The sequence below is a fragment of the Sphingomonas bisphenolicum genome, from assembly GCF_024349785.1.
Taxonomy (GTDB): domain Bacteria; phylum Pseudomonadota; class Alphaproteobacteria; order Sphingomonadales; family Sphingomonadaceae; genus Sphingobium; species Sphingobium bisphenolicum.
Genome location: NZ_AP018817.1, coordinates 2,925,199 through 2,950,310 on the forward strand (window position 1 = coordinate 2,925,199; position 25,112 = coordinate 2,950,310).

At 61.0% G+C, this 25,112-nt stretch carries 29 protein-coding genes and 1 tRNA gene; 17 read left to right on the top strand and 13 right to left on the bottom strand.

Annotation, left to right across the window (positions count from 1 at the left end; all coding sequences use genetic code 11):
- Positions 1 to 61: 61 nt before the first annotated feature.
- Positions 62 to 484, bottom strand: coding sequence for a DUF6766 family protein (locus SBA_RS14535; RefSeq protein ID WP_261934937.1), 423 nt, complete (start codon positions 482 to 484; stop codon positions 62 to 64).
- Positions 485 to 745: 261 nt separating this feature from the next.
- Here SBA_RS14535 and SBA_RS14540 point away from each other — a divergent pair, with 261 nt between their 5' ends.
- From SBA_RS14540 to SBA_RS14555, 4 genes are all read left to right on the top strand, one after another.
- The gene (locus SBA_RS14540; protein ID WP_261934938.1) at positions 746 to 973 is read left to right on the top strand and encodes a hypothetical protein; all 228 of its coding nucleotides are present in this window, start codon (positions 746 to 748) and stop codon (positions 971 to 973) included.
- A gap of 49 nt (positions 974 to 1,022) precedes the next feature.
- Entirely contained in the window at positions 1,023 to 1,979 is a 957-nt protein-coding gene (locus tag SBA_RS14545; RefSeq protein ID WP_261934939.1) for a manganese catalase family protein, read from the top strand.
- Positions 1,980 to 2,002: 23 nt separating this feature from the next.
- Positions 2,003 to 2,515 (top strand): YciE/YciF ferroxidase family protein, encoded by a 513-nt coding sequence (locus SBA_RS14550; protein WP_261934940.1) that lies wholly within the window; start codon positions 2,003 to 2,005, stop codon positions 2,513 to 2,515.
- 217 nt (positions 2,516 to 2,732) lie between these two features.
- Positions 2,733 to 3,278: a ZIP family metal transporter gene (locus SBA_RS14555; RefSeq protein ID WP_261934941.1), complete on the top strand. Its 546-nt coding sequence runs from the start codon at positions 2,733 to 2,735 to the stop codon at positions 3,276 to 3,278.
- Positions 3,279 to 3,294: 16 nt separating this feature from the next.
- Here the strand turns inward: SBA_RS14555 and SBA_RS14560 are convergent, their stop codons facing one another.
- The gene (locus tag SBA_RS14560) at positions 3,295 to 3,504 is read right to left on the bottom strand and encodes a DUF3606 domain-containing protein (protein WP_261934942.1); all 210 of its coding nucleotides are present in this window, start codon (positions 3,502 to 3,504) and stop codon (positions 3,295 to 3,297) included.
- A gap of 3 nt (positions 3,505 to 3,507) precedes the next feature.
- A complete protein-coding gene (locus SBA_RS14565) occupies positions 3,508 to 3,663 on the bottom strand; it encodes a hypothetical protein (RefSeq protein WP_261934943.1) in 156 nt (51 codons plus the stop codon).
- 221 nt (positions 3,664 to 3,884) lie between these two features.
- Here SBA_RS14565 and SBA_RS14570 point away from each other — a divergent pair, with 221 nt between their 5' ends.
- Positions 3,885 to 4,511, top strand: coding sequence for a Crp/Fnr family transcriptional regulator (locus SBA_RS14570; protein ID WP_261934944.1), 627 nt, complete (start codon positions 3,885 to 3,887; stop codon positions 4,509 to 4,511).
- Between the two features lie 379 nt (positions 4,512 to 4,890).
- Positions 4,891 to 5,391, top strand: a complete 501-nt coding sequence (locus SBA_RS14575) for a YciE/YciF ferroxidase family protein (protein ID WP_261934945.1) — start codon at positions 4,891 to 4,893, stop codon at positions 5,389 to 5,391.
- 52 nt (positions 5,392 to 5,443) lie between these two features.
- Here the strand turns inward: SBA_RS14575 and SBA_RS14580 are convergent, their stop codons facing one another.
- Positions 5,444 to 5,704 carry a hypothetical protein gene (locus tag SBA_RS14580; RefSeq protein ID WP_261934946.1) on the bottom strand — a complete coding sequence of 87 codons (261 nt, stop codon included), beginning with the start codon at positions 5,702 to 5,704 and terminating at the stop codon, positions 5,444 to 5,446.
- A 474-nt stretch (positions 5,705 to 6,178) separates the two neighbouring features.
- Here SBA_RS14580 and SBA_RS14585 point away from each other — a divergent pair, with 474 nt between their 5' ends.
- The 6 genes from SBA_RS14585 to SBA_RS14610 all read left to right on the top strand — a co-directional run bounded on the left by SBA_RS14585 (position 6,179) and on the right by SBA_RS14610 (position 10,712).
- Entirely contained in the window at positions 6,179 to 6,769 is a 591-nt protein-coding gene (locus SBA_RS14585) for an SRPBCC family protein (protein WP_261934947.1), read from the top strand.
- Positions 6,769 to 7,962, top strand: a complete 1,194-nt coding sequence (locus tag SBA_RS14590) for a zinc-dependent alcohol dehydrogenase (RefSeq protein ID WP_261934948.1) — start codon at positions 6,769 to 6,771, stop codon at positions 7,960 to 7,962. The genes SBA_RS14585 and SBA_RS14590 overlap by 1 nt, the downstream gene beginning before the upstream one ends.
- Before the next feature lie 11 nt (positions 7,963 to 7,973).
- Positions 7,974 to 8,561 carry a DUF4142 domain-containing protein gene (locus tag SBA_RS14595; protein ID WP_261934949.1) on the top strand — a complete coding sequence of 196 codons (588 nt, stop codon included), beginning with the start codon at positions 7,974 to 7,976 and terminating at the stop codon, positions 8,559 to 8,561.
- Between the two features lie 5 nt (positions 8,562 to 8,566).
- Positions 8,567 to 9,355, top strand: a complete 789-nt coding sequence (locus SBA_RS14600) for an SDR family NAD(P)-dependent oxidoreductase (protein WP_261936742.1) — start codon at positions 8,567 to 8,569, stop codon at positions 9,353 to 9,355.
- Positions 9,352 to 9,549 carry a hypothetical protein gene (locus tag SBA_RS14605; RefSeq protein WP_261934950.1) on the top strand — a complete coding sequence of 66 codons (198 nt, stop codon included), beginning with the start codon at positions 9,352 to 9,354 and terminating at the stop codon, positions 9,547 to 9,549. The genes SBA_RS14600 and SBA_RS14605 overlap by 4 nt, the downstream gene beginning before the upstream one ends.
- 161 nt (positions 9,550 to 9,710) lie before the next feature.
- Complete coding sequence (locus tag SBA_RS14610) at positions 9,711 to 10,712, top strand: SDR family oxidoreductase (RefSeq protein ID WP_261934951.1); 1,002 nt, start codon at positions 9,711 to 9,713, stop codon at positions 10,710 to 10,712.
- A gap of 17 nt (positions 10,713 to 10,729) precedes the next feature.
- Here SBA_RS14610 and SBA_RS14615 read toward each other — a convergent pair whose 3' ends face one another.
- Both SBA_RS14615 and SBA_RS14620 read right to left on the bottom strand, forming a co-directional pair.
- Positions 10,730 to 11,095, bottom strand: a complete 366-nt coding sequence (locus tag SBA_RS14615; protein WP_261934952.1) for a response regulator — start codon at positions 11,093 to 11,095, stop codon at positions 10,730 to 10,732.
- 5 nt (positions 11,096 to 11,100) lie between these two features.
- The gene (locus tag SBA_RS14620; RefSeq protein WP_261934953.1) at positions 11,101 to 11,988 is read right to left on the bottom strand and encodes an iron-containing redox enzyme family protein; all 888 of its coding nucleotides are present in this window, start codon (positions 11,986 to 11,988) and stop codon (positions 11,101 to 11,103) included.
- Positions 11,989 to 12,209: 221 nt separating this feature from the next.
- Between SBA_RS14620 and SBA_RS14625 the strand changes: the two genes are divergently transcribed.
- Positions 12,210 to 13,046: an IS5 family transposase gene (locus tag SBA_RS14625; RefSeq protein ID WP_261934954.1), complete on the top strand. Its 837-nt coding sequence runs from the start codon at positions 12,210 to 12,212 to the stop codon at positions 13,044 to 13,046.
- Positions 13,047 to 13,081: 35 nt separating this feature from the next.
- Here the strand turns inward: SBA_RS14625 and SBA_RS14630 are convergent, their stop codons facing one another.
- Entirely contained in the window at positions 13,082 to 13,651 is a 570-nt protein-coding gene (locus SBA_RS14630; protein WP_261934955.1) for a class I SAM-dependent methyltransferase, read from the bottom strand.
- Positions 13,652 to 13,793: 142 nt separating this feature from the next.
- Between SBA_RS14630 and SBA_RS14635 the strand changes: the two genes are divergently transcribed.
- On the top strand, positions 13,794 to 14,066 hold the full coding sequence (locus SBA_RS14635) for a helix-turn-helix transcriptional regulator (protein WP_261934956.1): 273 nt from the start codon (positions 13,794 to 13,796) through the stop codon (positions 14,064 to 14,066).
- On the opposite strand, the gene SBA_RS14640 is transcribed toward SBA_RS14635, so the two are convergent.
- From SBA_RS14640 to SBA_RS14655, 4 genes are all read right to left on the bottom strand, one after another.
- Positions 14,026 to 15,357 carry a tyrosine-type recombinase/integrase gene (locus tag SBA_RS14640; RefSeq protein WP_261934957.1) on the bottom strand — a complete coding sequence of 444 codons (1,332 nt, stop codon included), beginning with the start codon at positions 15,355 to 15,357 and terminating at the stop codon, positions 14,026 to 14,028. The genes SBA_RS14635 and SBA_RS14640 overlap by 41 nt on opposite strands.
- Positions 15,358 to 15,518: 161 nt before the next feature.
- Positions 15,519 to 15,594, bottom strand: a tRNA-Ile gene (locus SBA_RS14645).
- Between the two features lie 25 nt (positions 15,595 to 15,619).
- Positions 15,620 to 16,657 (bottom strand): polysaccharide deacetylase family protein, encoded by a 1,038-nt coding sequence (locus SBA_RS14650; RefSeq protein WP_261934958.1) that lies wholly within the window; start codon positions 16,655 to 16,657, stop codon positions 15,620 to 15,622.
- A 61-nt stretch (positions 16,658 to 16,718) separates the two neighbouring features.
- Positions 16,719 to 18,425, bottom strand: coding sequence for a sensor histidine kinase (locus tag SBA_RS14655; RefSeq protein ID WP_261936743.1), 1,707 nt, complete (start codon positions 18,423 to 18,425; stop codon positions 16,719 to 16,721).
- A gap of 220 nt (positions 18,426 to 18,645) precedes the next feature.
- On the opposite strand from SBA_RS14655, the gene SBA_RS14660 reads away from it, so the two are divergent.
- Positions 18,646 to 19,119: an Lrp/AsnC family transcriptional regulator gene (locus SBA_RS14660; protein WP_066602894.1), complete on the top strand. Its 474-nt coding sequence runs from the start codon at positions 18,646 to 18,648 to the stop codon at positions 19,117 to 19,119.
- Positions 19,120 to 19,147: 28 nt separating this feature from the next.
- Here SBA_RS14660 and SBA_RS14665 read toward each other — a convergent pair whose 3' ends face one another.
- On the bottom strand, positions 19,148 to 20,395 hold the full coding sequence (locus SBA_RS14665) for a tetratricopeptide repeat protein (protein WP_261934959.1): 1,248 nt from the start codon (positions 20,393 to 20,395) through the stop codon (positions 19,148 to 19,150).
- A gap of 76 nt (positions 20,396 to 20,471) precedes the next feature.
- A complete protein-coding gene (locus tag SBA_RS14670; RefSeq protein ID WP_261934960.1) occupies positions 20,472 to 21,746 on the bottom strand; it encodes a hypothetical protein in 1,275 nt (424 codons plus the stop codon).
- Between the two features lie 279 nt (positions 21,747 to 22,025).
- Here SBA_RS14670 and gyrA point away from each other — a divergent pair, with 279 nt between their 5' ends.
- Complete coding sequence (gyrA, locus tag SBA_RS14675) at positions 22,026 to 24,704, top strand: DNA gyrase subunit A (RefSeq protein WP_261934961.1); 2,679 nt, start codon at positions 22,026 to 22,028, stop codon at positions 24,702 to 24,704.
- On the top strand, positions 24,701 to 25,048 hold the full coding sequence (locus SBA_RS14680; protein ID WP_261934962.1) for a DUF952 domain-containing protein: 348 nt from the start codon (positions 24,701 to 24,703) through the stop codon (positions 25,046 to 25,048). The genes gyrA and SBA_RS14680 overlap by 4 nt, the downstream gene beginning before the upstream one ends.
- The last annotated feature ends 64 nt before the right edge of the window (positions 25,049 to 25,112 follow it).

Consider the following 25,112-nt stretch of genomic DNA (forward strand, 5'->3'; position numbering starts at 1 on the left):
GAAGGTTCTTCCCTGACGAAGGAACGCCGGCCTGACCCAGCGACGAGGTGCCTGTTCGCCCTCATGGCTTGGACTGCGCGTCCTCATTGTCGAACTGATGCGGCTTGGCATGACCATGTCCGCGCAGATAGCGCGCATCGATATCGGCGATTAGCTGTTCCGCGTCCTCTCCCGCTTTGAAGCGGATAAGCGCATCGATCTTTGCCTCGAGGCGATCGTCATTCTCCTTCGACGCCGGCGAGCCCACATAAAGAAAATAGGCCAGCCCCACCACCTGCCAGAGAAGCTGGAGAAATTCGGACTGCCAGTTTTCGAATGTGTCTCGTCCCATTTCAACCAGATAGGGTGATAATGCGACTTGCTCACCATGGCTCTGGGCGTCGTTCACATAGGCATACCAGCCGAATATCCAGTGACCGGCGATCGACAGCGCGAAGAAGGCAATGGTGATCCACGCATAGGCATATTTCTTTCCAAAGCTCATCTCGGATCCGTTTCGTCGGTTGGCGGAACGTAAGTTCCCTATCCATTTCCCCCTTACAGGAACGTCTGCAGCGCTGTTCGACGATCGCGAAAGCTACATAAAGCTGATCCATGTGAATCTTGGTCCCGGAGTTGCGTACTCCGCGCAGATCAGGCCTCAATGTGACGGACCGTTCGTTAAACTGGGTTATCTAGCACGCGCTTTTGCCGGACACGTTTTCATGGTCGCGTGCTTTCTCTCGCAAGCGATCAAGGAGCCGTCATGAGTTTTCGAAAGAACCGGGCACAATTGCTGGTTGGCGTGTCGATCATGGCGACCGGCCTATTGCTGGCACTCGTGATCCTCATTTCGCAGGTGGTCGGGATGCTTCCAACCCCAGCTCTTGTCATTGTCGCATTGGCATTGGGGAGCGTTGCAGGACCCTTAATTGCTCTGCTTTCTTCAGTCCGCCACGTGCCAGACAAGAGCGGTCCCACTCAGGCGCTCTGAAACGAAATATCCCAATTGCCTTCCCCCCGTCTCACAGGAGAGCCCTACCATGTTCATGCATAATAAAAGGCTGCAATATACCGTACGGGTTGCCGAGCCCAATCCTGCACTGGCGTCGCTGCTGCTCGAACAATTTGGCGGGCCAGATGGCGAACTTGCAGCAGCCATGCGCTATTTCACGCAAGGTCTGGCCGAGGACGATCCCGGCCGAAAGGACATGCTGCTCGATATCGCCACAGAGGAACTGAGCCACCTCGAGGTGATCGGATCGATTGTCGCCATGCTGAACAAGGGCGCCAAGAGCAATCTCTCAGAAGCCTCGATGGAAGAAGCCGACCTCTACCTTTCGCTCAACGCAGGCGGCAACAGCCACACCCAATCGCTTCTTTATGGCGGCGGCCCCTCGCTTACCAACAGTTCAGGCGTGCCCTGGACGGCGGCCTATATCGACAGCAGAGGCGATCCCACATGCGACCTGCGCTCCAATATTGCAGCCGAAAGCCGTGCAAAGATCGTCTATGAGCGGCTAATCAATATTTCCGACGATCCGGGAATCAAGGACGCGCTGGGCTTCCTGATGACGCGCGAGATCGCGCATCAGAAAAGCTTCGAGAAAGCGCTCTATTCGATCAAGGACAATTTTCCGCCCGGAAAGCTGCCGGGCCTCACCCCTTACGCCAGCCTCTATGTCAACGCGTCGCAGGGCGAAGGGGACACAAGTGGTCCGTGGAATGACGGCGAGCAGTGGGATCGCCTCGAGGATGTTGAGGGCAATATTCCACTGGATGGTGGTGACGGGCAAGCGTCCGTCTCCCTGGGCGACCAGCAGATGGCCGACTATGCCGCCATGACCGGACGTCTCCAAAGTGACCCTACGCTAAGTCCCGTCACCGGAGCCGACCTGGGTGCAGGACCAGGTGCCGGCAAGCTCAGCGACGAGGATCTCGGCGGCGCGGCGGACATGGCCGATGCGAAAGCGCAGGCCCAGGCCAAAAGCCCGCTCTGATCCATCTTCGAGGAGGAAAGCACATGAACGAAGATACCGTCCGCCATATGTTTATCGTCGGCCTGCGAGATGCACATGCCGTCGAGCACCAGGCACTGGGCATCATGGACCGACAGATCGAACATCTCGCACAATATGCCGAGGTCGAAGCTCGACTTCGCATCCACAGGGGGGAAACCGAACGCCAGATCGAAAGGCTGGAATCGATATTGGACAACTTTGGGGAAAGTCCCTCGGCGCTGAAAGATGCAGCGTTGAAGCTGGGCGGCAGCGTCGCAGCCCTCTCTCATGCGCTCGCGCCCGACGAGATCATCAAGAACAGCCTCGCCAACTATGCTTTCGAAAATTACGAGGCGGCTGCCTACAAGGCGCTGATCGCCATGGCCAAGACAGGGGGCTTTGAAGCAGCGATCCCCAAATTAGAGGAAAGCCTCCGTGAGGAGCTTGCGATGGTAGCCTTCCTGGACGAAACCTTGCCGCTCATTGTCGAGAAGTTTCTTGCTCTGCGCAGTGAAGGGGAGCAGGCCAGCCATTGACTGGGGGCCAATCGCAAATCCTTGCAGGAACGATCGCAAGTCTTCTGGCGGGCGGAGCCACTGCGCTCGGCGGTCTTCCCATCCTCGGAATAGGCCGCAGCGCTACCCGCTATCAGGCAAGCATGCTGGGATTTGCGGCGGGCGTCATGCTCGCCGCGTCCTTTTTTTCTCTTATCGTGCCAGCCATCGACATCTTAAACCGACAAGGCGCCGGGTCATGGTCGGCAGCCATAACGGCGCTGGCGTGGTGCTAACGGGCGGCATATTCATGATGCTGATTGGTCGCTATTCGATAGAGAGCTTCACGCATGGGGCTGAAGTCGATCGTGTCGGGCACCGGATCTGGATGCTCGTGGTCGCGATCACGCTGCATAATGCGCCTGAAGGTCTGGCCGTAGGCGTGAGCTATGCGCGGGACGCGGGCGGACAGGGCTTCGCTACCGCTCTTGGTATCGGCATCCAGAATATCCCCGAGGGACTGGCTGTGGCAAGTGTGCTTTCGATGCGGTACCGGCCCCTGGTCGCCTTTATTGGTGCGCTTCTGTCGGGACTGGTCGAACCTGTCTTTGGCTTCCTTGGCGCGCTCCTGGTCCATGAGTTCGTCCTGGTGCTGCCGCTCGCTCTATGCCTGGCGGCAGGTGCGATGCTAAGTGTCGTGATGGAGCAGATCGCGCCTGAACTGGCTGACGAAGGCCAGCAAGCGCACGCAGCATTGCTGGCCGGCCTTGCCGTCATGCTCTGTCTCGATATCGCCCTGGGCTGAAGACCTTACGAGACATTCAATGGTTGTTGCGGTCCTGATTGAGGTAGGCAGCTACCGCAGCATACCCATGACCGACCGCTTCCACTGCCTGCTCAAGTTCGTCTCGACTGGCTCCAAAATGACTCCGCCAATAGTCCGTTTCATCGGAGCGATCGATACAGACATATTTGCTGTCGGCCGGGATGGCCGCAGGATCAAGGTCGGATCCGCCCTCATGCGTGCCCATCGATCAACTGCCCGGCTCGACATTGACGGGGGGCGCCAGCGGGTTGCCGTTGTCGCCCTTGTCCATGTCATCCTTCTTCTTCTTCTCGTTCTTATCATCCTTGCGCGCTGAGGATGGCTTGAGGTCGCGATCATTCGGTGCGTGCTTTTCCGAAGCCATGAAACCTTCCTTTCCTGTTCAAGCTGAAGAAAGAAGGCAGCACTCTGGCCTAGGTTCCGGACAACAGAACGTGGCGCTAATCTACTTTGCTATCGCCGCATCGAAGGGGCCGGTCGGAACAATGCGGCTATCCATCGCAATATCGAGGCCTTCCCAACATACATCAGTGCGCTCTCATATAGATCATCCACAAAGGCCCTGTCGGGGAACAGGGGAATATCATGTCTGTTCAATTCGAGACCGCGCGCCCGGTAGCTTTATTTAAGCCGCACCAGATCATCCGAAAGGAGCAAGGGGCGTTATTCCGGATCCAGGAGGGGTGGGCCTGCCATTACGCCTTGCTGCCGGACGGACGTCGACAGATCATCACTCTGTATCTGCCAGGGGATATCTGCGACCCGCGCTGGGTGACAGGATCGGATGAGCCCGAGGAGGTTCTGACGCTTACCGCCATAAAAGCGTCGCCCCTGTCCAACCGGCTGATCGATGGCGATGATGCCGAAAGGCGTGAATTCTGGCGAGCGTTGTCCGTTATCGAGAGGCGCCAGCGCCGCTGGCTCCTGACTTTGGGCCGTCGTTCCGCAGGTGAGCGAATAGCCTATCTGTTTCTCGAAATTTATGAGCGGATGCGTCGCGCCGGTTTCGCATATGGCCAGCAATGCGCTTTCAACCTCACCCAGACCGAAATTGCCGACCTGACCGGTCTTACATCCGTGCATGTGAACCGGACCATTCAGGGCATGCGTACCCGCGGCCAGATTGAGCTTGATGGACGATGGCTTCGGATCCCCGACCCGGATTTGCTGCGCCAAGTCGCTGCTTTTCACGCGGATGAGGTGGTCGAATAACCCGTTCCACACCGTTCCAACAGCGTGACTGAAACCGCAAACTGAGACCTTCTGCAGCAAGCGTCCTCATAAAGCGGCATAGGCCTAACATATGTGACTCCACCTCCGCAGCAACCTGGCCGGATCGAGCATTGTCTTGATGCCGCGCCTATGTGCGCTGGATTTGCGAGGAGGCCAGGACCGATGACGCGGAAAACCGAACATGCCGAGCAGGATCCCGCGGAGGGCACCGACGATCGGCCTCCGCTTGGTCCCGGCAGCCCCCGAAGTGTGGAGCGACCCATCAGGGCGCGCAATGACGAAGCACCCGACAATGCTCACCCAAGCCCATCGAAACGCGGCTGAGCATCTTTTCACCCTATCAGAAAAGGATTTCATCATGGCTGACAAGACACTCGACGACCTTTTCCACGATACGCTTCGCGATATCTTCTATGCGGAGAAGAAGATCCTCAAAGGCCTTACCAAGATGGCCCGCGCGGCGCAGTTGCCCGAACTCAAGGCGGCTTTCGAAAAACATTATGATGAGACCGAAGGACAAGTTGAGCGGCTGGAAAAGGTTTTCGACATCATCGGCAAGCGCGCCCGCGGCAAGACCTGTCCGGCGATCGATGGCATATTAGAGGAAGGCGACGAAATCGCCTCTGACTATAAGGGCACCTCCGCGCTTGACGCCGGGCTGGTGTCCGCGGCCCAGGCCGTCGAACATTATGAGATCGCGCGGTACGGCACGTTGCGTCGCTGGGCGCAGATGCTGGGCCTGACCGACGCAGTGTCCCTGCTTGAAGCGACGCTTGCGGAAGAGAGCGCCACTGATGAAGCGCTCAGTGCGCTTGCGGAGCAGATGGCGAATGAGAAGGCCGCTGACGCTGCGGCCTGATCAGTCCGGCCGGACGCTTGTGGCGTCCGGCCGTAGTTTCTGAAGTCCGCTGCTAACCCGCCATGTTGTCCACACCACATCGGACGACCTGGTCGAGCAAGGCATATTTCCGGAGATCCACGTCATGAAGCCTGTGCAATTGAGCCAGGGACTCGGCATTTTTTCCATAGGCCTTGGAGCGGCGGAGCTCTTTGCTACCAGGCGCATCGCCAACCTTCTTGGACAGAATGATCGGCCAGTCCGAGCCGTGCTCCGCGTCTTCGGCGTTCGTGAGGTCGTCGCCGGCGCCGCTCTGCTGGCAGCTCCCGCGCATTCCGCCCGGATGTGGAACCGCGTGTTGGGGGATGCGCTTGATCTGGGCGCCCTGGGCCTGGCTATGATCAGGTCGCCAAAGCGGCCTGCGCTGTGGGGCGCTGTCGCTTTTGTCGGGGGCGCAGCCATAATTGATATCTGGGTAGCGCGCCAGCTGGACGAGCAGGCGGGCGCACTGCTTCCAGCATCCGGCAACGCCTTTTCAGCGCAAACCGATCGAGGCCCGTCGACTTCGGGCGAGAGTGGCCATCCCACTACAATCGAACCTGAGGATATGCCTCTCGTCGAGGCGCCTGAGGTAAACCCGCGACCGCCTCATGGTTAGCAGATGATAGTTCAGTGCAAGCGAGGCCTAAGCCGGGCAAGATGACTTACACAGATTAGTGGCGCGCCGCTTTTGAGCGTTTCGGCCAGAAGCGGTGGAACGGCCTGGAAGCGCCGTGGTTGACCACAGCATCCAGACAAGGAGATAGACGTGGACGACAGCAGGACGTCGGCGCGTGATGACGCGCCGCTGAGCACATCCAAGCATGCCGACAGGATCGAGGATGCGACCCTCTCCCTCGTGGAGGCCAAGGGTGATAGCCTGTCGGGCAAGACCGTCACCATCAATCGGACGCGCCAGGAGCTATATGACTACTGGCGCGCGCTCGAAAATCTCCCGACCTTCATGGAAAATGTCGAACGGATCGAGGCTCTGGGCGAAAACCGCTATCATTGGGTGGTGAAGGCGCCTGCTGGCACGACGGTCGAATGGGTCGCTGCGATCACGCAGGACATACCCGGCGAAGTCATAGCCTGGGCTTCGGAAGATGGTGCGGACGTGCCCAATAGTGGTCGCATCGATTTCCGCGACGCGCCCGGCGACCGTGGCACCTGGGTGACGGCGACCATTCTTTATGATCCGCCGGGCGGCATCATCGGCAAGCTGGTCGCGAAGCTCTTCCAGCGCGAACCCGCAATCCAGGCCCGACGCGACCTGCGCCGGTTCAAGCAACTGATGGAAACCGGCGAGATCGCGACCGGCACCCGCACCCAAGCACAATTTGCCGAGGAGATGGACTGATGCGCGCTTTGACATGGCACGGGAAGCACGACGTTCGCGTCGACACGGTAGACGATCCGGAAATCCTCAATCCACGCGACGCGATCATCAAGATCACTTCGACTGCCATCTGCGGATCGGACCTCCATCTTTACGACGGCTATATTCCAACGATGCAGGCCGGCGACATTTTGGGTCATGAGTTCATGGGCGAGGTCGTCGAAACCGGCCCCAAATCGACGCTGATAAAAGGTCAGCGGGTCGTGGTGCCGTTTACTATCGCCTGCGGTTCCTGCTTCCATTGCACCAAGCATCAATATTCGGCCTGCGACAATGGGCTGCCTGCCGACAATCAGGATATTGCCCAGGCCGCCTATGGTCAGCCCATGTCCGGCTTGTTTGGCTACAGTCACATGACCGGCGGCTATGCCGGGGGCCAGGCGGAATATGTGCGCGTCCCCTTTTCTGACGTCGGGCCGATCGTGATCCCGAACGGCATTGAGGACGATAAAGTGCTGTTCCTGTCCGACATCCTGCCAACCGGCTGGATGGCAGCCGAGAATGCGCAGATCGAGCCCGGCGATACAGTCGCGGTCTGGGGTTGCGGCCCGGTCGGCCTGTTTGCCGTGCAATCCGCGTTCCTGATGGGCGCGGAGCGCGTCATCGCCATCGACCATTTCCCGCATCGGCTGGAGCTGGCGCGTAAATTTGGCGCTGAAACCATCAATTTCGAAGAATCCAAAACCTATGATGCGCTGATGGAAATGACCGGCGGCATCGGTCCTGACGCCTGTATCGATTCTGTCGGTCTCGAGGCGCATGGCTTCTTTGCCGACAATGTCTGGGACCAGATCAAGGTATCCACCTTCACCGGCACCGACCGCACCCATTCGATCCGCCAGGCGATCCTTGCATGCCGCAAGGGCGGACGTGTTTCGATGCCGGCGGTCTATGGCGGCTTCGCCGATAAATTTCCGCTGGGTGCTTTCATGGAGAAGGGGCTGACGCTCAAGACCGGTCAGACCCATGTGCAGCATTATATGCCTGCGCTCCTGAACGCGATCATGGAAGAGAAGATCGATACGACCTTCCTGATCAGCCACCGCATGCCGCTCGAGCAGGCGGCCGAGGGCTACAAGCTGTTCCACGACAAGCAGAATGAAGTGACGAAGATCGTCCTGAAACCGGGTATGGACCTAGCGCAGGCGGCATGAGGAGATAGAAGATGTCATACAGCAAATTCTTCACCATAAGCATAGTGCCAGCGCTGTTGCTTACGGCCTGCGACGACAAGCCGGGCGCTGCCCGGGCCGGCGATCCCGCCACGTCGAATGCCGCTGCATCGGACAGCGCGATGGCGCCGGCAACATCGACGCCTACCGTCTCACCGCAAAGCGCTCCCGATTATCTGACGCTGGCCGGCGCAGGCGACCTGTTCGAGATTGAATCGTCGAAAGCCGTCCTTGAAAAAACGCGAAATTTCAAGATCCGCGACTTCGCCCAAATGATGGTAAAACAGCATCAAGGCTCGACCGCAAAGCTGAAGGCTGCGGCGTCGCAGGCGAAGCTCACAGTCCAGCCGCCTATGTTGATGCCGGATCAGCAGTCCATGCTCGACCGCATCAAGGCAGCATCTGCCGACAGTGTGGATGCAGCATATCTCGCTGCTCAGAAGAGTGCGCATCAGGAGGCGCTGGCGCTGCATCAAGGCTATGCCGCTTCCGGCGAAGTTGCTCCGTTGAAGCAGGCGGCTTCCGAAATTGTCCCGGTAGTTCGCAGCCATGTCGAAATACTCGGCAAGCTGGGGTCGTAAGGAAAATTCTTTTGGCAAAATTCGCAATCATCACTGGCGCATCAACTGGCATTGGCTTCGAGCTTGCGCATCTCGCTGCGCAGGACGACTACGATCTACTCGTAGTGGCGAACGAATCGCTGATCGATGCAGCCGCCACCGATTTCCGTCGTCATGGCGTCAATGTACAATCACTTGAGGCTGACCTGTCCACCTTGGAGGGCGTGGACCGACTGCTGGACGCGGCGGGTGGTCGGCAGATTGATCTGCTCTGCGCTAATGCCGGCAAGGGGCTGGGCCATGGCTTTCTGGAGCAGGAGGTGGCTGAATGGCGCCGAGTGATCGACACCAACATCACAGGCACCCTCTATCTGCTGCAGAAAGTCCTCAAACCCATGGTCGCGCGCGATGACGGCAAGGTGCTGATAACCGGGTCGATTGCGGGTTTCATCCCCGGCAGCTTCCAGGCGGTCTATAATGGTTCGAAGGCGTTCATAGACAGTTTCGCCGACGCAATCCGCAATGAGATCAAGGAAGCCAAAGGCGTCACGGTCACAACCTTGATGCCCGGTCCTACGGAGACCGAGTTTTTCGACCGGGCGCAGATGCTCGACACCAGCGTCGGGAGTCAGAAAAAGGACGATGCGCTCAGGGTCGCCAAGGATGGTTGGGATGCTCTGCTGGCGGGCAAGGCGCATATCGTATCCGGCTGGAAGAACAAGCTCCAGGCGGCCGCTGCACATGTGACGCCCGCTGCCGTGCTCGCCGAGCAGCATCGCGCGATGGCCGAACCTGGATCTGGAGAAAAGCAATGAGCGACAAGACAGACCCCCGCGAAGATTCAGAGACGCCGCGCGGTCCGGGCGGCGATACCCTGCCCGGTCGTGAGAAGGCAGATCCGCGGACTGGCGGCGCCCAGCCGCAGGAGGATGTCGAGGATCGGCCTAATGTCGGTACCGTGACGCCCGAAGATTATCCCAAGAAGGACCGGGACGACTCACGGCCTTGAGGAGGTATCTATGCAACCCGGCTCCTATCGTCGGCCCATCCCGTACAAAATCGGCGTCGTGCAATCATGAGGATGCGCAAGCAGGCTTACGAAGATAGTGCGGGGTTGCGCAAACTCAACGGCTCCTCGCTGCACGATTCCACGATAGCGGGCCTGCCCGCTTGAAGTCGTTTCTCAAGCCACTTGGCGAACAGGTGATGGTCATCACTGGCGCGAGTTCCGGCATCGGCCTGCTCATTGCGCATAGCGCAGCGAGCCATGGGGCGAAGGTCTTTCTGATTGCGCGCAATGGCGAGGCCCTGGCTAGGATTGTTCACGATATTGGTGCGCGCGGCGGCATTGCGGCCTTCTCTGTCGCCGATGTGGGCGACGCATGTGCGATCGATGCCGCGGCTGATCGAGCCGTCGAGTGCTTCGGTCGTATCGACTCTTGGATCAACAATGCCGGTGTAGCGATTTACGCTCCGCTTCTTGATACACCGGACGACGAGCATGCGAGGCTCTTCTCTACCAATTATTTCGGGACGGTTCATGGCTGCCGGGCTGCGGTCCGGCATATGCGGGCGACCGGTGGCGCGCTGATCACGGTGGCATCGATAGCATCCGATATGGCTTCCCCGATATTGGGCGCCTACGCCGCTTCCAAACATGCGGTAAAGGCCTATGTCCGGTCGCTGCGTATCGAATTGCGCGCGCAAGGCGCGCCCATTGCCGTCACATTGATCAAGCCGTCAGGAATGGCGACGCCAATCGGCATGCATGCTGCTAATCATCTGGATGGCGAAGCGCTCGTCCCGCCGCCGGCCTATGATCCGCAGCTGGTCGCCGATACCGTGCTGTTCTGCGCGCAGCATTACCGGCGCGAGGTAACGGTAGGCGGGATTGGCCGCGCTCAGGCCCTTTTGGCGAGCCATTGTCCGACACTGTTCGAACGGCTGGCGCCGTTGGTCATCCCGCTGCTGTCAACAAAAAAACGACCCAGGACGATGCTCCATGCGCTGGAGGTAACTCAATCGGATGGACATGCCCGATCGCCGCACGAAACAGGTCTGGCTGCAAGCCCTTATACCTCTCTTATATTACGCCCACGTCTAGGCGCCCTGCTCGGCCTTACTCTGTCCGGCGTTGCTTTGGCGCTTTTCCAGGCAGTTCGTCGCTCTTGACATCTTTGACCGGAACCTCAGTGCAGCATTCGGCGCAATGTGGGCACCAGCCTTCGGACGAGGTCGGGCTTCGAAATCAGGGGCGCGGCAGGATGGGCATGGACGGCTCGATGATCGAATGCCCCTGCACAGAAAACATAGGGGATGTCATAGAGATCGAGGTCGTCTGCCAGAAGACCGGAATCGCCTTGCCCCAGACGCACGTCGAGCACCGCTCCTACAGGCATCTCATCCGCCACTGCGGCGATACCGTCGGCCAGAGTGGCGTGGGGACCATCAACGACATAATGCGCGTCTTCCAGGAGTTCAGCGATCATTGCTCCAACTGCCGGATCGTCCTCGACCAGCAGAATTCTGCGGTCGCCGCTATATTCATCGGTCATGTAGCTTACTCAAGTCCAAAATGGCCGCGATAGCGCTCGAAACAGCGGGCGCCGCATCGCAAGCGAATTAACGCGCCTTCGGCCATAGCCGTAGCGCGCCGGGGATCTTCTGCAACCAGTGGCCGTATTGCCTCGTCGTTCCAGTCTCGGCTATGCTTCACGTCGAGAACGGCGTGAAGGTCGAAATAGCGCCGCTCGCTGCCAGACAATCCGATCCTCCGCAGACCGCGGGCTGTATGGGCTGAGCGGTCCGGCGCAGTCAGTTCAATAACACCCAGCGCTCCGACACTGTGCCAGGCATAGGCACGCAGAGACGCCATCGCTGTCATGGCGTTTGCCAAAGCCAGGCTTTCCCACACTGTATTTTCGATGCGTGTATCGAGGTCAAGGATGTCGACCAGTTGCCCAAGCATGGGTCCATGCATGCCCTTGGGATTACCTCGTCCCATCTCGTCCCAATAATTGCGTGCCAATTCCAGCTTAGCGCGCGCGGGCAGCTTCACCTGCGTCAGCGCAACGAGATCGTCGAACCCCGCCTCCCCGGCTGTCTCCTGGGACAGGAACCAGCGCAACTCGTCTCGGCTCGCCTCATCAGCAAGCCAGGGGAAAAGGCGATCCTGTTGCCCGGGTCCGATAGCCTTTAGCTGTTCGAACCAATCAATAAACCCGTCGGCATCGGTCGGTGCCTCGGCGGCTTCCTCGATCACCTCTTCCCGCAATTCCTCCAGAAAGGCATGCTGTAATCGCTGCATGGCAATATCGTCGCCGAATGAAGCGGGAGACATATTCTGAGGAAATGCCGGTGCCAGCCGTCGCCTGTTCCAATAACTGAGTTCTTCCTGAAAAGGCTGATCAAGAAACTGCGGGATGTGATGTTTAAGCTGTGTCGCCACGGGGGTGCCTTCCGATAGATATATCTAGAAAGCCGAAGGCCTCATAACCGTTCCAGAAAATCCCACTGATCAAGATCAACCCTCATAGTATCGCCACTGACCTGCCCCCATATTTCTCAGTGTCTGATCCGAAATTAAGGTGAGTGGTATCAGCAGGTTAGCTTGACGGCGTGACCTGTCATTGATTCATGGGTTTTGCGAAAAACTACCGAGGATCAACGATGTGGACCGATACCACTCGCGCGCTTCATGCGCGACGCGGGCTGATTTTGCCAAGTGATTTGACGAATGCCGAGTGGTTGGTGCTGGAACCGCTGCTGCCATCAGCCTCGCATGTGGGGCGGCCCCGCAAATGGCCGATGCGCCGGATTGTCGAAGCGATGCTTTACCTGCTGCGTGGTGGCTTGCCATGGCGGATGCTGCCCCCATGCTTTCCGCCGGTCTCGACGGTGCGACGCTGGTTTTACCTCTGGCGCGACAACGGCCTGTGGCTGACGATGAACCATGTGCTGCTCATGGCTTCGCGCGAGATGACAGGCCGCGAGGCCTCTCCGTCGGCGGGTGTGATCGACAGCCAGAGCATCAAAACCACGCAAAGTGGTGGTCCTTGTGGCTATGACGCTGGCAAGAAGGTGAAAGGCCGCAAGCGCCATATCCTGACCGACACCGAGGGAAACCTGGTGCATGCCGTGATCCACACCGCTGACATTCAGGACCGCGATGGTGCGCCGATGGTGCTGCGCGAAATCATCGGGCGCTTTCCGTGGCTGCGGCACGTCTTCGCCGATGGCGGCTATGCTGGCGACAAACTCAGGGGGGCTCTGCGGCAAATGGGGAAATGGACCGTCGAAATCATCAAGCGATCAGACACGGCCAAAGGCTTTGAGGTGCTGCCCCGCCGATGGGTTGTCGAACGCACGCTGGCATGGCTCAACCGGAACCGACGCCTCGCCAGGGACTTCGAGCAAACCATCGCATCGGCAACCGCGTGGCTCTTCATTGCATCCATTCAACTCTTCACCCGCCGCATCGCAAGGGCATCAAATCACGCCGGATAATTATGAATCAGACACTCAGTCGACCCGCATCTCGGCTAACGTGGTGGGTTCGTCGCCCAATAAAGGTGACAGGGTGGAATGTTCCACCATTCATAGTTCCGCCGGAGCAACACGAGATGGCGTTCAATTAGCGGCCGGATGACAGTGCGCATCTGATAGGCGGCGAACATGCCGGACGGCGCAAGTGCAGACGCAGTCTCGGCCATGATCGCCTCGGCCTCACCTGGTTTAAGAGTCGAGAAGGGCAGCCCGCTCAGGATCAAATCCGCCTCATCCAGATTACGCTCCGCCAGATGCCGTGCCACATCGCCCGCCGACCCTTTGACAACGATCAGCCGTGGATCGGCGATTGCCGAACGCAGCTTTTTGACAAATTCCTCGCCAGTATCGATCGCAAGAAGTCTTGCGCCGGGACGCATCCGCTCGAGCATGGCAAAGGTGAACCGGCCGCTCCCCGGACCATATTCGACGGCGATCGTCACCTTCGACCAGTCGACGGGTGCCAGCATATGGCGAACCATACGCACGGATGCAGGAAAAGCCGATCCAACCATCGAGGGATGGCGTAAAAATTCTGTAGCCGCGACTAATCCTGTATCTTTCACTTTCGAACTCCTCCGTTCCCGACCATGGGTGAACATCCGTCCACCCACACCCCTCACTTAGCCAACCCGAAGTCATTGCTGTTCTATACAATTTGCGGCATATTCACGATTGGCGGGCAGACCTTCTGGATGAAGGTTCGCCATGAAGTCTGATATATCTGAATGCTCTGTTGACGCGACGATTGCTTCGGACGCAAGCACGACCCCCAGGAAGGATCGCCGGACAGACCGGCTCCTGCGGAAACCTGAGGTTACCGCAAGAACCGGGTTGTCCGTTTCGGCTGTCTATCGGTTGGAAAGAGCCGGCCGCTTCCCTTGCCGCCGCCGCATAGGATTGCGCTCCGTCGCTTGGTATGAAAGCGACATCGAGGAGTTTATTGCAGATCCTCTAGGCTACCGTTCAGGTACCGGCTGACCACGTCCTGCGCTGGGTCGAGACCATGTGTTATGAGGTCGGCCCAAATCTGGATGAGCGTCCCCCGCGGCTTGCGATAGCGAGATCGGTTGTACGACCATTCCGATGCGGACACCCCCGGCGGAACATGAGCGAGTACCAAATCGATCACGATACGGTCTCCATCCCGCTCGAGTTCGGCCGCCCGCTCATTCATGATGGTCGAGAATGACGATCTCCAGCCGTGGGGCACCATCACATTCTTATATCGCCCTCCTCCCATGCGTTTGTACATAGTGCTTAGTGCCGCATCGGACATCGGCTCTCGCCATGATTTCGAATTTGGAAAGAGGAGTGCAAAGCCGCCCGTCAACGGCCGCAGCGCGCGGAGCACCTCAACGGCCTGATGTGGCAGCGGCACGTCATGTCCGAAAGCTGGATTGCCTTTGTCCTCTACGTCGAGCTTCATACGGCCTGCAGGGATACGCCAGATGGGTGCATTCGGTATTGCGTCGGGATTATCCCAATCGATGCCTTCGAATTCGCTCCAGAGGGCGGTTCGCAACACCCCCACCCGGACCAGGGTCAGCGCCAGAAGACGGGAGGCGAGCTTGACGGTCAGGCTCGAGGTAGATCGATCCACGGCCTTCTGAAATTCCAGGGTCTCAGGCACTTCTGTAAGCGCCGGCTGCTTCGATCCTCTGCGCGCCGGCTTGAGCGCATCCTTTATCTCGTCGATCTCCAGCAGGATCGCATGTTCGACGAGCCCCTCCCCCTTCGCGCGCCGGAAGACACTTTTTATGTAGCCACGGACGCGCTTGGCGGTTTCGATGGAACCCCTCGCCTCGATCTTCCGGAGCGCACGCAGAATGGGCGCGCTCTCGATCTGGCCGATCGGATGATTACCGAACAGGGGATAAAGGTCGCGTTCAAATCGGTGGCGAACCCGCTTGGCGTTCGAGAGCGACCAGATCGGCTCCTGGTCGGCTAGCCATTCTTCGGCAAGCTTCCTGAAGGTTATCTTCGCTGCCTCAATCCTGGCGATCTTGGCCTTTTGCTTCTCCAGCGCCGGATCCTTGCCTTCAGAGACGAGCTTGCGTGCCTCGTAATGGGCCTCCCGTGCAGCGACGAGTCCCATCTCCGGATAGCGGCCAAGGGTAAGCGTCTTTTCCTTGGGCCCGATCCGATATCGGTACCGCCAGAATTTTCCGCCAGCCGTGGTGACGTAGAGAAAAAGCCCTTGAGAATCAGCCAGCCGATAATCGGCCGTCTGAGGCTTGGCATTCTTAATTTCGACGATGGTAAGCGACATGAGATTATGCCCTCAAATCGGCCCGCCATGCCCGCTATTATGCCCGCAGATTCGCTGAACTGTCCTGGTCTGTCCTGACCTGTCCTGAACAGCAAAATGCTGATAAACCCCTGCTTTATAAGGATTTATCATAGCATCTGAACTGTCTTGAAAGCAATATTTGGTGGGCCCGGCAGGACTCGAACCCGCAACCTAGCCGTTATGAGCGGCCAGCTCTAACCATTGAGCTACAGGCCCCACCTCCGCTGCCGATTAGGCAGCATCACGCCGCTTGGCAAGCCTGTCCGCGCACGGGAACGGCGGCAATGAGTTCATCCAGGCTGGCGGCGGCAACGCCGCGGCGGGCCAGATGTGCCAGTACGCCGTCCCACCAGCCGTAAAACACCGTCCGATCGCTTTCATCGCGCACATAAGGCGTATGCCCCGGCTCCAGCGTCGGCGAATGGAAGCTGAAATTCAGCACGCGAACGCCCTCTTCGATCAGCGCGTCGATCGCCGCAATCGCCTCATGCAAAGGAACGCCTTCGGGCGTCAGCGGAATGCGGCTCAGCATCCTGGCGCGCGACAAGGCCCCTGCGAGCGGCCCCATGGCCTGCGCGGCGCGGTACAGACGCTCGCCGCCCCCGCGCAACAATCCGGCAAAGGCGGTGGACAACGGCAGTTCGATCAGCGACCGGCCCGGCCCCGCCCAATAGGGAATTTGCGGCAGGCCGTGAAAGTCCGGACCATGTTGATGGCTATAGTCGAACCGACTGCGCACCGAACTGTCGAGCCGGAAACCCGCCTCCTCCAGCAGGCGCGCGCTGTTGGGGCCGACGCCGTAGCGCCCGGCGCGATAGGCGATGGGGCGTCGACCGAACCGCTCCTCGATACGCTGGCACAGCGCCTCCAGCTTGGCGCGTTCGACCGCTTCGGGGAGAAAACCGACATAGCTGTTGGCCGCGTTCACATCCTCGACATGCGGCGGGTTCACCCAGGGATGGAGATGCGCGCCGATATCGGCCGCGCCATCATTCACCCATTGCCCCATCATCGCGGCGGCTGCATCGCTGTCGATCACCGGATAATCGGTGACATAGATGGGCTTGACCCCGGCAGCAGCAAAATAGGCCTGACCACGCGCCATGCCAGCCAGCGCCGTGACGCGATTGCTGGCGCGGCTGAACGGCGCGTCCCAGTCAAACTCCTCCTCGGTGTCGACGAACAGGATGAAGCGCGTGCCGAAGGCGGGGTCGAGCGCAATCAGGTCCTGCGCCAGTGGCGGCCGGAGCAGATTGCCATCATGAAGTTGAGCCATCATGCCACATCCCTATCGGCCAATGGTTGCGATAGGGTTTCCCTGTCCCTCCAGGTTTGGCCCGTCAGGCGTGGTCTGCCAGATCGCTGGCAAGCGCGACGGCGGGGATCGTCAGCAGCAGCCGCGCCGGCTCGATCGCCAGCCCGCCACCGCATGTGCCGGCCAGCCCGCGGATCAGCCGCAACGAAAAGCCCAACCCCAGCAACGGTCCATCGACCCAGTCGCCACTGGCGTCGTAGCCCGGGTCGAGCAGTTGCGCTTCGTCCATGCCGATCAGGGTGGATGGGCGGTCGACTGCGAACACCACCCGTCCAGCCGCGCCATCCGGCTGAAACCAGCAGGCGCCGGTGACGGCCTCACCCGCCGGCGCAACCGAAATAGCGGTACGCAGCAGATGCTGCACCATCCGCTCGCCCTGCACCGGATCGATCCGCACCTGCGGCAGTCCGGGCGCGACGGCGATGTCGATGCCGACGGCGCCCTGATCCGCAAAGCGCGTTGCGACCTGCGTCACCAGCAGCGCGGGGTCGATCAGCTGGGGCATGGTCGCACCATCGCCACGCGAGACCCTCGCCGCCAGATCCAGATCGTCGAACGCGGCGAGCAGGTGGCGCGCATCGACCGCGATCTTGCCCGCCATGTCGCGATACTGGACGCCGGCAGCGCCGAACAGTTCCTGTTCGATGATCTCGGCAAAGCCCAATATGGCGTTCAGCGGCGTGCGCAATTCGTGGACCAGTTGCCGCAGCGAGTCCGCCGAAAGCCCGGCGATGGCCATGGCCGCGGGCTTCGGTTCGCTGGCGACTTCATGCAGGAAGGGGCGACGCGCCTGTCCGCGATAGCCCTGGAAACGCCCGGAGCGCGGATCGAAAAACGGCGTGGCGGACAGCCGCCACTCGCCCGCCATCGCCCCGCCGACGATCGTATAGCGTCCGTTCTGGAATCCGCTGCGACGCGTGAAGGCGCCGGCGACATAGGCGTCGGGTCCGCTGCCCCCCTCCAGCGCGACATCGCCAAGCATCAGGCCGATCAGCGCCGCGCGCGGCCCCTGGTCGATCCACAGGATCACGCCTTCCGCATCGGTTTCGAACGCGAACTCGCGGGGCGCGGCCTCCCTGACGGGGAAGGCGTCGGCATTGGCGGCCTCCGGCGGCTTGCGCGTGCTGGTGAACCGCGCGATCCGGTCGACCAGATTGCGGATCTGGCTTTCGTCGCCCGGCTGCGGACGCAGCGGCGTCACCGTCGCGGAAGCCTTCGGCTCGATCGGCGACGGATCGGGTTCCGCCCGCATCTCCTGCGTCAGGATCATGTCGCTGTCGCCGACCATGTCCGGCCGTGCGGTAGACAGCACCAGATCATGCGCGCCAAAGGCTTCCAGCGCCTGCCGGGTCTTCGGACCTATGTCACGCCGGCCGCGCAGCACGCCGCGCGCCGTGGGCGTCAGGTGCGGCAGCAGTTCGACCCATGCGGCCTCCGGCAGTTGGGCGCGCGCAGCGGCGGCGGCGGCGATCGAGGGCCGGTCATTGGCGAAGAAGGCGACCAGGCTGGGCGAACGCAGACGGCCGCCCAGTTCCACCACGGTCGCGATTCGCTGCGTTTCGGTCAATTGTGACTGGAGAGTGGACAGCCGTTCGAGCAGCGCCCCTCGATCCTGCGCCGCCATGGCGATCCGGTCCGGCCGATCGTGCTGGGCCAGGAGATCGACACATTGGCGCCACAACGTCACCGCGCCCAGACCGCTACGGTCTTGCGCCGCCAGCACTGTCTGCATGAGATCGTTGAAACGCACCAAAATCCCCAAATCATGCGGGTTGAAAGCCTGCGCCCCGCAGCGCGCCGATACGGCCCCGATCATCGATAGGCGCTCAACGCGGAAAGGAAAAGGCCCCGATGCCGCGAACGAAAGCGATCGTCGCATAGTGGGACAATTGCATTGCCCTGAAACATTATTATGATGGCTTGCATAAACAGGACAGGAAATAAGCGAAATAATGGCCGGCCCCAATATCGACGACATCGACATGCAGATCCTGGGCGAACTGCAACAGGACGGCAGGATGACCAATGTGGAATTGGCCCGCAAAGTCGGCCTGACCGCGCCGCCGTGCCTGCGCCGCGTACGTGCGCTGGAGGAAGCGGGGGCGATCAAATCCTATCATGCCGTCGTCGATCCGGCTATGCTGGGCTATACCATTACCGTTTTCGCCATGGTCAGCCTGAAGAGCCAGGCCGAAGCCGATCTCAAGGCGTTCCAGGATCATGTCGCATCGCTGCCCGAAGTGCGCGAATGCCACATGCTGAACGGCGAAATCGACTTCATCCTGAAAGTGGTGGCGCGCGACCTGCAAAGCTTCCAGCAATTCCTGACGTCGAAGCTTACGCCTGCGCCCAATGTGGTCAGCGTCAAGACATCGCTGACCATCCGCACGTCCAAGAACCAGCCCGGCGTCCCCCTGCCCGTCTGAACCGGGCAGCGGAACAGGCCGGCGTGCGTCAGCCGGCCTTGCGATCCTGATGCTGCGCCCAGGCAGTCCAGAAGCCGGCGATCGCAGTCCATGGGCCACTGACCTGCGCCAGCGTCGCCTGGGCATTGGGCAGGTCGCCGGACCGCGCCAGCGCCACGCCCAGCCGCGCATTGGCGTGCCCGGCATCGATCCCGCCCTTGGTCAGCGCCAGCCGATATTGTTCGACGGCCTGCGGAAACTGTCCCAGCGAGAAATAACTGTCCGCGACGGCCAGCGCGTCCTTGCCATTGCTTGCCGTCGTCGCCTTCTTGGCCATGGCGGGCAAGGCGGCGATTTCCTTGGTCGCCTTGGGCGTGACGCTCTTGAGCAACTGGCTGGTCACGCTCTGGGTCGGCGTGAGCTTGCCCGCCTTGCGGCCGGATTCGATGATCGCCTTGGCTTCGGAATAATAGCCTGATTTCTCGGCCGCCTGCGCATAGGCCTGATAGTCCCGCTCGCTCGCCATCGCGCCATTGGCCGCCTGCAGGCGATAGAGGTCGAGCTGCAATTGCGGTTCCAGTTCGGCGGCCGACTGGTAGTTGACCAGAGCGGAGCGCCATTCTTCCTTGCCATCCTGCTGGTTCAGCCGGTCGCGGTAAAGCTGCCCGACTTCGGTCCAGTCGCCAGCCTGATAGGCCATGGCGATGGCGCGATCGGTCCAGGCCAGCGGCACAGGCTGTCCCGACGCCTTCTGCCGGGCAATCACCTCCTGCACGAAGGGGCGTGCTTCCTTGGGCTTGTTACGGCGCAGAGCGATGTCGGCACGCAACATGGTCGCGTCGATGCCGTCATAGCCCAGCGTCTTGGCATAATCGAGCTGGGCGGTGGCATCCGCATAGTTGCCGACCATGTAGGACAGATAGCCTGCGACATAGCGCAACCGCGGCGCCTCGCTGCGCGGCAAAGCCGTGGTCTTGAACATGTCGGTCAGGGCGATGCGTTCGGCCTGCACGTCGCGGCGTTGCGCCGCAAGCTGAAAGCGCATCCCGGCCGCAACATAGGATTCAAAATCATTGGTGGGGCTGAGCGATGCAATGCGCGCGCCAGCCGTCGTCCCATCGCGTGCCTTCAAGGCGGCTTCGGCAGCCTGGGCTGCGGCACGGAAACCGTCGGACATGACGATCGGCGGACCAGCCACGATCGGCTGCTTCTTTGCCGCCACCGGGGTTGCCACAATCGCCACGGTCGCCGCCAGCGCCGCCATCGGCAGGCGGGAAATCTTGATATCGATGCGCATGGGCCGCCCCGGCTCCCCCAGAATAAAGTCATTAAAACCTGTGGGCGCGCGACAACCGCGCGCCCACACCGGCTAATCAGGCGCCCTTGGTGCCCAGATAGGCAAGCCACAAACCGGCGATCTGCTTGCGCGAACCGGCCTGCACCGCTTCGAACGCGACCTTGGCGCCGGCATTATCGCCGCCCAGTGCCTTGGCGATGCCGAGGCGCGAGTTGATCTCGTCCGCTTCCACGCCGCCCTTCTGCTTGGCCAGTTCGAACATCGCCGCAGCCTTGGCATAGTCGCCATAGCCGAGATAGGCGTCGCCGGTGGCGGCGGCGATCTTGCCGTTGGCGGCCTTTTGCGCGTCGGCCTCAGCAGCGCCCAACGTACTCTTGTCGCCCGCGATCTTTGGCACGGCGGTCTGATAGACGTCGGCGCCCTGGGTCGCGCTCAGCACGCCCTTGGACCGGCCGGCGTCGATCGCCGACTTGACCTCGCCATAGATGCCGGTCTTCGACGCCATTTCGGCATATTCGGTATAGTCCGCCGCGATGACCAGGCCGCCGGAAATCGACAGGAGACGCAGAACGTCAAGATTTTCGCGGTTCGAAATATTGGGGTTGGCGCGCTGGAACAGGCGCACCAGCGTCCGCAGATTCTGGCCGCTGGGTTCCGCCTGATAGGCCATCTTCGCCCATTCCGTCACGTCGGGCAGCTTGGCCGCCTCCGCGCGGCTGACGCCGATCTGATACCATTGGGCCGGAACCTGCTGCCCCGACGCCTTCATCGCGTCGGCCGCGGCCTTGAGCGCGGTCAGGCCCTGCTGGTTGAAGCCACGCGCCGGCTCGACCGAACCATTGCCGGTGCCGGCCTTGCCGAAATAGGCCTGGGCGATGGTGGGCTGCACCGATTCCGCCTTGTAACCGGCGGCAAGCGCCGCCTGGCCGCGCTGGATCGCGACGTCGTAATTCTTCGCCTGCATCGCCTGGTCGGCAGCGATCGCGTTGAACTGCCCAGCCTGTTCGGGCGGGGTCAGGCCGCTGTCGAGCATCTGGTTCAGCGCCTCGCTCTGCAATGCCGTATCCTTGGCGGCGATCGATGTGTTCAGCTTGATCGCGCCAATCTGATATTTGTCGTCATTGGATGTGGCCTTGCTGTCGGCTTCGGCCAGCGCAGCCTTGGCTCCGGCGAAATCCTGCCCTTCGGCGGCCTTCTGCGCGGTTTGCAGCGCTTTGATGACGTCGGGCGAAACATTGAGCTTCGGGCCGGCCTTCTTTTCTTCCTTCTTCGCGGCGAAGGCGGGCGCGCTGATCGCGCCGCCGGTCATTGCCAAAGCCAGCACGAGCGCCACCGGGGTAACAAAACGCATGATCCTCATCTCCTTTGCGCGCCTGATTGGGGGACAACAGGCGACCTTTCGCGGTTGAGCGCCGATTAGGGGGCGGCGCGTGAACGGCCATTGAACAAGCCGATATCGTCGGATTTTGCAACCGTTATACAGCCGCTTCGTTCCACTTGCGAACATATCCCCTCCCCATACCGTCTTGGTTGCACATGCGGGCGCGCGTACGCGCGCGAGGGGTGACAGATTTGTTTCGCTCGGCTAGGGGTTGAGTAACAGAATCCATCCTGAAAAAAGAGAATCGCATTGACCGACGAGACTGTCCTCGCCGACCCTTCGGACATCAGCCCCATCTCCATCGTAGACGAGATGAAGGCAAGCTATCTCGACTATGCCATGTCCGTCATCGTGGCCCGCGCCCTCCCCGATGTGCGCGACGGGTTGAAGCCGGTGCATCGCCGCATTCTCTTCTCCGCCCAGGAATCGGGCTTCGTCTACAACCGTCCCTATCGCAAGTCCGCGCGCCTCGTCGGTGAGGTGATGGGTAAATATCACCCGCACGGCGACAGCTCGATCTACGACGCTTTGGCGCGCATGACTCAGGACTGGTCGATGCGGGTTCCGCTCATCGACGGTCAGGGCAATTTCGGCTCGATGGACCCCGATCCGCCAGCGGCCATGCGCTACACCGAAGCGCGCCTGGCCAAGGTCGCGACCGCGCTGCTGGACGATCTCGACAAGGACACGGTCGACTTCACGCCCAACTATGATGCATCGGAAAGCGAGCCGCAGGTTCTGCCCGCGCGCTTCCCCAACCTGCTGGTCAATGGCGCGGGTGGCATCGCGGTCGGCATGGCGACCAACATCCCGCCGCATAATCTGGGGGAAGTGCTGCGCGCCTGCCTCGCCTATATCGACAATCCCGGCATCACGACCGACGAACTGATCGCCATCGTCCCCGGTCCCGATTTCCCCACCGCGCCGCTGATCCTGGGCCAGTCGGGCGCGCGCAGCGCCTATCATACCGGCCGCGGCTCCATCATGATGCGCTCGCGCCATGTGGTCGAGGAAGGGCGCGGCGATCGTCAATCGATCGTCCTGACCGCCATCCCCTATCAGGTCGGCAAGAACGGCCTGGTCGAAAAGATCGCCGAAGCCGCCAAGGACAAGCGGATCGAAGGCATCAGCGACATTCGCGACGAGTCCAGCCGCGAAGGCGTGCGGATCGTCATGGACCTGAAGCGCGACGCGACCCCCGAAGTCGTGCTGAACCAATTGTGGCGCAACACGCCCGCACAATCGAGCTTCCCCGCCAATATGCTGGCCATCCGGGGCGGCCGCCCCGAATTGCTGGGCCTGCGCGAGATCATCGAAGCCTTCGTCAAGTTCCGCGAAGAGGTCATCACCCGCCGCACCAAGTTCGAGCTGAACAAGGCGCGCGACCGGGCGCATATCTTGCTGGGCCTGGTCGTCGCGGTCAGCAATCTCGATGAGATGGTGAAGATCATCCGCGGATCGTCCAGCCCGGCCGAAGCCCGCGAAAGGCTGCTGGCGCGCGAATGGCCGATCGGCGAGATCGCGCCCTATCTGCGCCTGGTCGAAGCGATCGAAACCGATGTCCATGGCGACGTCTACAAGTTGAGCGACATTCAGGTCCGCGCGATCCTGGACCTGCGCCTGCATCGTCTTACCGCTCTGGGCCGCGACGAAATCGGCAAGGAATTGGCCGAACTGGCCGAAGCCATCGCCGAATATCTCGCCATATTGGGCGACCGGGTGAAGCTCTATGCCGTCATGCGCGAAGAGCTGGAGGCGGTCGAAAAGGAATTTGCGACCCCGCGCCTGTCCGAAATCACGGCCGCCGCCGACGGCATCGAGGACGAAGACCTGATCGAGCGCGAGGAGATGGTCGTCACCGTCACGGTGCAGGGCTATATCAAGCGCACCCCGCTCGAAAGCTTCCGCGCCCAGGCGCGCGGCGGCAAGGGCCGGTCGGGCATGGCGACCAAGGATGAGGATGCCGTCACCGAATTGTTCGTGACGTCGACCCATACGCCGGTCCTGTTCTTCTCGACCGCCGGCAAGGTCTATCGCATGAAGGTGTGGCGCCTGCCCGAAGGCGGCCCGGCGACGCGCGGTCGGCCGATGGTCAACCTGCTGCCGCTCGGCCCCGGCGAAACCATCCGCACCGTGCTGCCGCTGCCCGAGGATGAGGATAGCTGGAAGGATCTGCACGTCATGTTCGCGACGGCGAACGGGACGGTACGCCGTAACAGCATGGACGCCTTCGCCAATGTGCCAAGCAACGGCAAGCTGGCCATGCGCTTCGACGAAGGCAGCGACGATCGGCTGATCGGCGTCGCGCTGCTGACCGAAGAGGACGACGTGCTGCTCGCCACGCGCCAGGGCAAGGCGATCCGATTCGCCGCGACCGACGTGCGCGAATTCCAGAGCCGCACCTCGACCGGCGTGCGCGGCATGACGCTGAAGAATGACGACGAGGTGATCTCGCTCTCCATTCTCCATCGCTCCGGCGCCAATCAGGAACAGCGCGAGGAATATCTCCGTTTCGCGCCCTGGAAGCCGGAAAAGGATGGCGAAATGGGCGATCAGGCGATGTTCGCCCTGATGAAGGAGCGGGAGCAGTTCATCCTGACCGTCTGCTCCAATGGCTATGGAAAATTGTCGTCCGCCTATGATTACCGCCGCACCGGCCGCGGCGGTCAGGGCATCACAAACATCGACAATATCGGCCGCAACGGCCCGGTCGTCGCCAGCTTCGCCGCCACGCAGGCGAACCAGTTGATGCTCGTCACCGATCAGGCGAAGCTGATCCGCATGGGCCTCGACAGCCTGCGCGTCATTGGACGCAATTCGGCGGGCGTGCGGCTGTTCGATGTGGCCAAGGACGAACATGTCGTGAGCGCCGCCAAGATCGAGGAAAGCGAAGACGCCGAATCGGCCGAGACGACCCCGGAGGCATGAGCGACCTGTTCGCCTACAAGGTGCTGACGGCGGAGCAATATGACCGGTTCAAGGCCGATGGCGTGTTCAAAGGCGCGCCGATCGATCTGACGGACGGTTATATCCATATGTCGACCCGCGATCAGGCGGCCGAAACGGTGGCCAGGCATTTTGCCGGGCAGGATCGGCTGGTCATGCTCATGATCGACCTCGCCCCCTTCGGCGATGCGATCAAATGGGAGGAGTCGCGCGGTGGTGCGCTCTTCCCGCATCTTTATGGCGATCTGCCGATCAGCGCGGTCGCGGGCAAGGTCGTGCTGCGCATCGGCGACGACGGGCGGCATCAGTTTCCGGCGGGGTTCTGAGAAGGCAGAAGCGCGGGCTTTTTTGTTCGGGATGGGTGATATCCGGCCGCATTTCGCCGATTTC

Bases quoted from the DNA above. Each gene is read 5' to 3' on its own strand.
- SBA_RS14635 (WP_261934956.1), top strand. From the start codon at position 13,794: ATGAAGTCTGATATATCTGAATGCTCTGTTGACGCGACGATTGCTTCG.
- SBA_RS14595 (WP_261934949.1), top strand. From the start codon at position 7,974: ATGTCATACAGCAAATTCTTCACCATAAGCATAGTGCCAGCGCTGTTG.
- SBA_RS14680 (WP_261934962.1), top strand. From the start codon at position 24,701: ATGAGCGACCTGTTCGCCTACAAGGTGCTGACGGCGGAGCAATATGAC.
- SBA_RS14580 (WP_261934946.1), bottom strand. From the start codon at position 5,704: ATGCGCGGGAGCTGCCAGCAGAGCGGCGCCGGCGACGACCTCACGAAC.
- SBA_RS14665 (WP_261934959.1), bottom strand. From the start codon at position 20,395: ATGCGCATCGATATCAAGATTTCCCGCCTGCCGATGGCGGCGCTGGCG.
- SBA_RS14560 (WP_261934942.1), bottom strand. From the start codon at position 3,504: ATGGGCACGCATGAGGGCGGATCCGACCTTGATCCTGCGGCCATCCCG.
- SBA_RS14555 (WP_261934941.1), top strand. From the start codon at position 2,733: ATGGTCGGCAGCCATAACGGCGCTGGCGTGGTGCTAACGGGCGGCATA.
- SBA_RS14655 (WP_261936743.1), bottom strand. From the start codon at position 18,425: ATGCAGACAGTGCTGGCGGCGCAAGACCGTAGCGGTCTGGGCGCGGTG.
- SBA_RS14660 (WP_066602894.1), top strand. From the start codon at position 18,646: ATGGCCGGCCCCAATATCGACGACATCGACATGCAGATCCTGGGCGAA.
- SBA_RS14615 (WP_261934952.1), bottom strand. From the start codon at position 11,095: ATGACCGATGAATATAGCGGCGACCGCAGAATTCTGCTGGTCGAGGAC.
- SBA_RS14570 (WP_261934944.1), top strand. From the start codon at position 3,885: ATGTCTGTTCAATTCGAGACCGCGCGCCCGGTAGCTTTATTTAAGCCG.
- SBA_RS14565 (WP_261934943.1), bottom strand. From the start codon at position 3,663: ATGGCTTCGGAAAAGCACGCACCGAATGATCGCGACCTCAAGCCATCC.
- SBA_RS14550 (WP_261934940.1), top strand. From the start codon at position 2,003: ATGAACGAAGATACCGTCCGCCATATGTTTATCGTCGGCCTGCGAGAT.
- SBA_RS14605 (WP_261934950.1), top strand. From the start codon at position 9,352: ATGAGCGACAAGACAGACCCCCGCGAAGATTCAGAGACGCCGCGCGGT.
- SBA_RS14640 (WP_261934957.1), bottom strand. From the start codon at position 15,357: ATGTCGCTTACCATCGTCGAAATTAAGAATGCCAAGCCTCAGACGGCC.
- SBA_RS14670 (WP_261934960.1), bottom strand. From the start codon at position 21,746: ATGCGTTTTGTTACCCCGGTGGCGCTCGTGCTGGCTTTGGCAATGACC.
- SBA_RS14540 (WP_261934938.1), top strand. From the start codon at position 746: ATGAGTTTTCGAAAGAACCGGGCACAATTGCTGGTTGGCGTGTCGATC.
- SBA_RS14535 (WP_261934937.1), bottom strand. From the start codon at position 484: ATGAGCTTTGGAAAGAAATATGCCTATGCGTGGATCACCATTGCCTTC.
- SBA_RS14575 (WP_261934945.1), top strand. From the start codon at position 4,891: ATGGCTGACAAGACACTCGACGACCTTTTCCACGATACGCTTCGCGAT.
- SBA_RS14625 (WP_261934954.1), top strand. From the start codon at position 12,210: ATGTGGACCGATACCACTCGCGCGCTTCATGCGCGACGCGGGCTGATT.
- SBA_RS14590 (WP_261934948.1), top strand. From the start codon at position 6,769: ATGCGCGCTTTGACATGGCACGGGAAGCACGACGTTCGCGTCGACACG.
- SBA_RS14650 (WP_261934958.1), bottom strand. From the start codon at position 16,657: ATGATGGCTCAACTTCATGATGGCAATCTGCTCCGGCCGCCACTGGCG.
- SBA_RS14545 (WP_261934939.1), top strand. From the start codon at position 1,023: ATGTTCATGCATAATAAAAGGCTGCAATATACCGTACGGGTTGCCGAG.